At 39.0% G+C, this 6,654-nt stretch carries 6 protein-coding genes; 5 read left to right on the plus strand and 1 reads right to left on the minus strand.

Going from position 1 to position 6,654, the window contains the following annotated elements; genetic code table 11:
* The first annotated feature begins 934 nt into the window (after window positions 1-934).
* The 4 genes from PHV30_11580 to PHV30_11595 all read left to right on the plus strand — a co-directional run bounded on the left by PHV30_11580 (window position 935) and on the right by PHV30_11595 (window position 3,479).
* Window positions 935-1,750: a hypothetical protein gene (locus tag PHV30_11580; protein MDD5457654.1), complete on the plus strand. Its 816-nt coding sequence runs from the start codon at window positions 935-937 to the stop codon at window positions 1,748-1,750.
* 2 nt (window positions 1,751-1,752) lie between these two features.
* The gene (locus PHV30_11585) at window positions 1,753-2,625 is read left to right on the plus strand and encodes a histidine phosphatase family protein (GenBank protein MDD5457655.1); all 873 of its coding nucleotides are present in this window, start codon (window positions 1,753-1,755) and stop codon (window positions 2,623-2,625) included.
* A gap of 204 nt (window positions 2,626-2,829) precedes the next feature.
* Window positions 2,830-3,069 carry a ribbon-helix-helix domain-containing protein gene (locus PHV30_11590; protein MDD5457656.1) on the plus strand — a complete coding sequence of 80 codons (240 nt, stop codon included), beginning with the start codon at window positions 2,830-2,832 and terminating at the stop codon, window positions 3,067-3,069.
* A gap of 2 nt (window positions 3,070-3,071) precedes the next feature.
* Entirely contained in the window at window positions 3,072-3,479 is a 408-nt protein-coding gene (locus PHV30_11595; GenBank protein MDD5457657.1) for a putative toxin-antitoxin system toxin component, PIN family, read from the plus strand.
* On the opposite strand, the gene PHV30_11600 is transcribed toward PHV30_11595, so the two are convergent.
* A complete protein-coding gene (locus tag PHV30_11600) occupies window positions 3,467-5,845 on the minus strand; it encodes a hypothetical protein (protein MDD5457658.1) in 2,379 nt (792 codons plus the stop codon). The genes PHV30_11595 and PHV30_11600 overlap by 13 nt on opposite strands.
* Window positions 5,846-6,112: 267 nt before the next feature.
* Between PHV30_11600 and PHV30_11605 the strand changes: the two genes are divergently transcribed.
* The coding region (locus PHV30_11605; GenBank protein MDD5457659.1) for a LexA family transcriptional regulator at window positions 6,113-6,654 on the plus strand (542 nt) is incomplete at its 3' end.

The following is a 6,654-nucleotide window of genomic DNA, read 5'->3' on the forward strand; positions in this document are numbered from 1 at the left end:
TTACAACCGATACAACATATCCCTCTTCTTTCAGGCCCTGCTTGATAAAAGCGGCAATCTTTTTTTCATCTTCGATGACTAAAATATTCATATCTCGGCTTGTATTTTATCACTTTTTAGTAAAAGTTAACTAAAATTTATTTTCTTTTAGGAAAAGAAAGGAAAACCAATGCGAGAGGAACCAGACTCATTGCCGAGGTTCCTCTCGCTCTCTCTTCCTGGCTAGGCACCTGTGCTTCAGCCTCTTAATTGGCAACGTCTCATTTCGCTGACGGGTCAACTCGTCTATCCTGACTCGTGACCCTGCAAAAACTTCCTGTTTTTGCCACGCTCTATTCGCCGTCCATTTTACGAGGCTTTTGCAAGGGTGCCATAAAAATTTAAAGATAAAATTTTAAAACTATATGAATAATTGTTAAATATCTGAGAATTTTTCTCTTATATATTATCAATTAGCCAAACCAATACCTAATCCTTGAGATTTATTATATGATAACAATGGTCATATCTATGACTTCAGCATGTGAAAATGATTTACATTTCGCATTCCGGCGCATAGCGGAAGCGTTGTAGAATTGTCTGTGAACTAACGTACAGAAAACAGGATGTTTTCTGAGGACTGCGGAGGCAGGAGCCGACTCAGTCCGTTAGTTAGTAAACAGCCCCAATTCAAAACGTGTGAGCGTAGCGCCTAGCATTTTCTTTTCTCTCTTTTCTTTGTGGCGATGACAAAGAAAAGAGAAATGAGTTTTGAAACTTTTCCAAAAGTTTTTTAATTTGCATTCTTTTCCTAAAAGAACTTAAAGTAAGGCTTTCCCAAGCCTTTTTCACTCCCCTCTCCTCCAGGAGAGGGGCCGGGGGCTTGCCTTGGGTACCATTAGCAAAGTCGGGTGTGGTCGCTGCAATTTTCTATACCTCCCTCCGATATATATTCATGCTATCAAAAATCATCGCCTCAAAACTAAGCAATATCTACTTTTCCCATAAAAGAAGAGGTTTTGATTATCAAACTTTATATGCCGCTATTAGAAAAAGCGAACTAAACCAAAAATATAATATAATCCTGCCCCATGAAGACCGGGAAACAGCATTCAAATCCAAACCCATGTTTAAAGCAGGAGCTATTCAAGTTATATTGGCTGAAGTCTCACAGGATGCCACTGGCCTTGGCCTGGAACTTGGTTGGGCCGACATTCTGGGCATACCGATTATTTGTCTTTTCAGTAAAGGCGCCAAGAAATCAGGCTCGTTAGTCGAACTTGATAATAAACATTTTCTGGAATATGAAAACTTTGATGATCTGCTGGTCCAAATTGAAACAATCCTGAACTCAATAAATATAATGCCTCAAAGTAAACATATTTTTAATGACAAACTTCAGGAATACGAAAAATTTCTGGATGATTTTGAATTATGCGACCGATTTTTTGATCCGGCTAAATTGTTTTCACAAACAGTGCAAAATGAAATTAATTATTTAATCGAAATGGCCAAATATATGGACAGGGATAATTTGGCAAAATTCCTGCTACAAAAAGAAACAGTAAATAGCTATCTCTATATAACAGGTAAATTAAGCAACATCTTGGCCAATTTATGTATGGAAACGATCAGCCCGGCTATGGCCACCCTGGACCCCAGGTTTATCAAACATCTGCAGGATATGCAGTTCTGGCTTATGCATATAAAAGAATCAAACGGTTTTATTATTGGTTATGAAACTCATCGTTATATTTCTTCAGGTATATAAACATGCTATCAAAAATCATCTCTTTTTTACCAGCTTTTTTTCATGGCCCTGAAGCAATTTCTACCAGTTCCATAAATAAAAGTTATCTGGAATGGCGAGCTTTTCAGAATTCAATTCTCGGTCAAAGACAAGCGGGCGGTATACCTGGAAGAATGCTGGTTATCAGGCACGGTCTGTCCCAATCAAACGAACCGGGCTCAATCGCGGAACTATTGCCACCGAATGAATTGGTCAGATTAACACCGCTGGGAATAAAACAATCAAATGAGGCAGGCAGTAGGTTCAATCTATATAAACAATCAGGAATAATTCCTGCCGATTACGATCCCAAAGTTATAATCTACAGCGGACTGCAACGAACCGAAGAAACCCTTTTTCATTTCTTGATAAATTCCAGCCTGGACCTGCAAAAACCAAGAATTTTCGAACAAAGGCTAGAACTGGACGAAGTAGACTGGGGACTGGAAGACAGATTATCTCTAAAGAACTTGCCTGCTGACTTAATTAAAGCTGTAAGAGATCACTCCAGATTTTACAGAAGTCATTTAGGCGGCGAAAATCCCAGGGCCCATCAACTTAGAATCAGACAATTTTTTAGGGTTATCAAACAAAAATACCGGGACCAGGATATTCTGATCGTCGCGCATCATAAAACCATTAAACAAATATTAGCTGGTATTTTTATGCGCCATCATGAACAATACGAGGGTTTAGACCGCTCTTTAAAAGTAATGAATGCGGGCATGCTTTTTTTTAATAACCGCAATAATTACTGGAACCTGGATTTCTGGGAAGGCAAGGAAATTACCGAATATTTCAAGACTAACCCCTTCCCGTATATTACCTTCGAACAGATTAAAAAGAAATATATCTAAAAGTTTTAAAACTTGACCCATACAATGTTTGTATATATAATTCATACAATGTTTGTATATAAGAACAATACTCGACACAAAAATAGCTTACAGCGCGACGTCAAGGAGCGAATTCCGCAGGTGTACTGAACGTACATCGAGGAATGAGTGACAAAGACAACAAAGCTGTAAACCATTTTGTTAAGAGTATATAAAGGAGAAATTATGAATACAAATACGGTTAATATTTCCTTCAGGGCTGATCTCTTAAAGCAAATTGACAACATTGCGAAAGCAGAATCCCGTTCCCGGTCTGAACTTATCCGGGAAGCTGCCAGAATGTATATTGAAAAAAAACAGAAATGGAGCTCCATTTTCACGCTGGGTAGGGATATTGTAAAAGCAAACAAAATTAAAGAAAAAGACATTCAGAATGAAATAAAAAAACAAAGAAAAGGCGACTAGTTTTGTTTAAAGTAGTTCTGGATACTAATGTTTTTATATCGGCTATATTATTTGGCGGACAACCCCGTGAAATATTAAATTCGGTGATCAAAGGCAAAATAAGATTGTTTGTTTCCGAGCCAATCCTCGCTGGAATAACTAATGTATTGCAACGTAAAAAATTTAACTTTCCTGTAGATATAATCCCGTCTATCATTAATGAAATTGAAGCAATATCGGATTATATACATACTAATAACAATATTTCCGTTATTAAAGAGGGTCCTGCGGATAACAGGGTCCTTGAATGCGCTGTGGCTGCCAATTCGGACATAATCATCACCGGAGACAAGCATCTGCTTAATTTAAAATCATATAAAAACATACTGATTACGACACCCGCGAATTTTATTAAGAACTATCTTATATAACTGAACACAATTTCGCCCCGATCGTTAATGGTGCCTTTAAGATTGGCTTTCTGCTGGTTTTGGCCATAATTTACAATTCGCAGCTCTTTATTTTTTATATCATACTTCTTTTCGCTTATTTTATTTTTACCGCTCAGGATAGTAACTTCCCATGTTTTCTCATTTCTGTTGATTTGCATTTGCGGTTTGGTCTCAACTTTTTTTAACACAGGGTTGGATGCTTTAATAGTTGCTGTTTTTTTGTTATTTGTCTGTTTTTTGGCTATTGCTGATTTTGATAAAAACGGTTTTTCAGTTGGTTTTGATTGAGGCGATTCACTGTTTAGCCAGCCCGATTGTATATTTTTATCTGCTTGTTCCAGTTCTGTTAAACCCGGACTCTGCTTAACAGTTATGATATTAAAGTTTTCCGGCTCCAGATTAATTCCACCGCCTATCTCCATGATAAATGGAAATTTCAAACTTCGGGCCTGGATATTAAATTCGCCGACTTCCCGATTAAATTCCTCCTGCTTTTTATTATATGAATTAACCAGGTTGTTATAAGAAACAATCTGCTCATTAGTATTTACCATATTGCGTTTGTTGTTTAATTCTTCAACAATCAGCTGTAACTGCTTTTTATCTTGCTCTATTTTCTTCTGTTGAGATGCCATGTACTCATCTAAATCCGGTTTATATTTTTTTGATTCGTAGGCAAGCAGATTTTCCAAATCTGCTTTGGTCCTGACCAGTTCCTTTATTCTTAATGGACTTTTCTGTCTGAACTGCGTATCTATATCCTTTGAATTCGTGTGTGAATCTGACTGACTTATAAAATCTTTATAATTAACACTGTTCTTGAAATATTCACCGATTGTTTGTTCCAGAACAGAGCTGACATAAATTATTCTTAGATTTTTCTTTACTGTCGCTTCCTGCACATTATCTGCCACAGCTTCACGCAAAAAAGAAATGGCCATAAGTTGTGTTTTTTCTCTGGATGTTTTGAATGGTGGAAGTTCCACAGCGAGCAGTTCATCCAGGTCCAGCCAGACTGGATTAACTTTTTTTAACCAGCTGCACAAACCAATCAGCCGCCCTACCTGGCTCAACTCCTTCAATTCCGGGTATGCTTTGGCGTAATCTTGATAATGTTCGTTTAAATGATCGATATTAGACCTGATTGCCGGCAAAAGGTACTGCTTCTTTTTCCTTTCAAATTCCTGGAGAGTAGCGAAATCATCCCTGCTGCGCTCCGCATCCGCTGTAAACTGTGGATTTATAATTCGGGCAAATGTATTTTGCGGATCTGCTTCTATAGTAATATTATCAGGATAAAACCAGAAACGTGTTTTTATCCATCCTCTGTTCTTTGTGTATTGATTCGATAAAATATCTCTTTCCGAAACCGTAAAAAAATCCGGTACAAACTTTCTCGTATACGCACGAACATCCATTGCGCTATTCGGATCAAGTCCGCTGGTAATAGTCTTGAATCTTTTATCCGCTTCCAGCACTACATCTCCTATATGTGTATCTTCCAGATATCCGCCAAAATTTACAGCTGCTTTACTTACATCCGGATGAGGATCAAGACTGATAAAAGCTTTGTTGTCTCCTGCCCAGAAAACAGCCCTGTATGCGGCAGCAAAGTCCGCGATGGTTTCCGGATTGCCTGCAAAGGTCGTCGGTTCGGATAGTTTCCCAAATAAAATCAAGCCTTTCTGGTGATCAAGCCGGGCACCCTCCAATGTCGCTCCTGTCCTAAAAAATCTTTCCAGATTTGCCATGTTTAGAAGTATTTTATTCTTTTCAGGCGGAAAATAACTTTGTCTAAATGAATAGGCAGTTTTATTTATCTGCAACTGCGTCTGTGAGTAGATATTTTGATAAACGTACACCTTAATGTCCAGAGGCTTTCTGTATTGAGCAATGTTTTTCAAAGGATGTCTGAGTAAAGAATAAAAATCATTATAGGTTTTTTGTGCGTCCAGTCCTGGCAGGAATATACGTACATGGCCCTTGTAATCTGTCTGCAATAGTATATGCCCGCTGCGCAGAATTGCTACCCAGACAGGCTGTGAAAATCCGACCGGATAGTCGCTTATCAGGTTCTGATAATTAATATCTTCAGGGCCATCCAGCATATCCAGAGCATAGGGAAGCAAATAAGAATAACTGTCCAAAAAGGGCTGCATTGCACCTTTCAGCTCCGGATTACTCAGTGCCGATTCCAGGGTTTGTCCGGTACGAATAATAGTTTTCTTGTCCAGCAGTTCCTTGTAACTTATATTAACCCAACCGGAAGAATTGTTTACCGCAGCGGTTGAAGTTATAAACATAAAAGAAACAATAAATATTAGAGATCTGATCAGAAGTTTCATATAATCCTTATATTTTAACTGTTTTTTCCTGTTTTACCACTCTCTGACAACTGCCCTTGACAAACACATATACTCTTATAGTACAATTGTACTAACTCATCCCGCCTCACCCCTAACCCCTCTCCACAAGTGGAGAGGGGAATGTAAATCAGTTCATCTTCCCTCCCCTTGTCAAGGGAAGGATGCACAAAGCAGACAAAGAACTCCCCTTTCTCCGTTTACGGAGAGAGGGTCGGGGAGAGAGGCGGTGTACAAAGGAGGTTCGCTATGCCTATAAAAACCACACTTAATCTTGATTATATAATGAACACCATCCGCCATTTTTACCGGCAGCATGACCGGTTACCCAGCCTGCAGGAAATCGCCGATCTGTTTGGCTACAACTCCCGCAGTTCTGCCGTACATGTGGTAAATCGGCTGATTAAAAAAAATTTTCTGAAAAAAGACGGCAAGGGCAAACTGCTTTCCTCCTCCTGTTTCCATAACCGGATAAAACTTCTTGGTATGGTCTCGGCTGGTTTTCCAACCCCGGAAGAAGAAGAGCTTTTAAACACTATTTCGCTGGATGACTATCTTATTTCCAAACCCCAGGCTACCTTTATGCTGGAGGTTAAGGGCGATTCCATGATTGGTGCCGGCATCCTGCCTAAAGACTTGGTACTGGTAGAAAAAGGCCGCTCTCCAAGACCCGGAGATATTGTCATTGCCCAGGTTGACGGCGACTGGACCATGAAATACTACCGCAAGGAAAAAAATACCGTATATCTGGAAGCAGCTAACCCCAGATATAAAAATATTTACCCCAAAGA

The organism is Candidatus Margulisiibacteriota bacterium (genome assembly GCA_028715625.1).
Taxonomy (GTDB): Bacteria; Margulisbacteria; Riflemargulisbacteria; order GWF2-35-9; family GWF2-35-9; genus JAQURL01.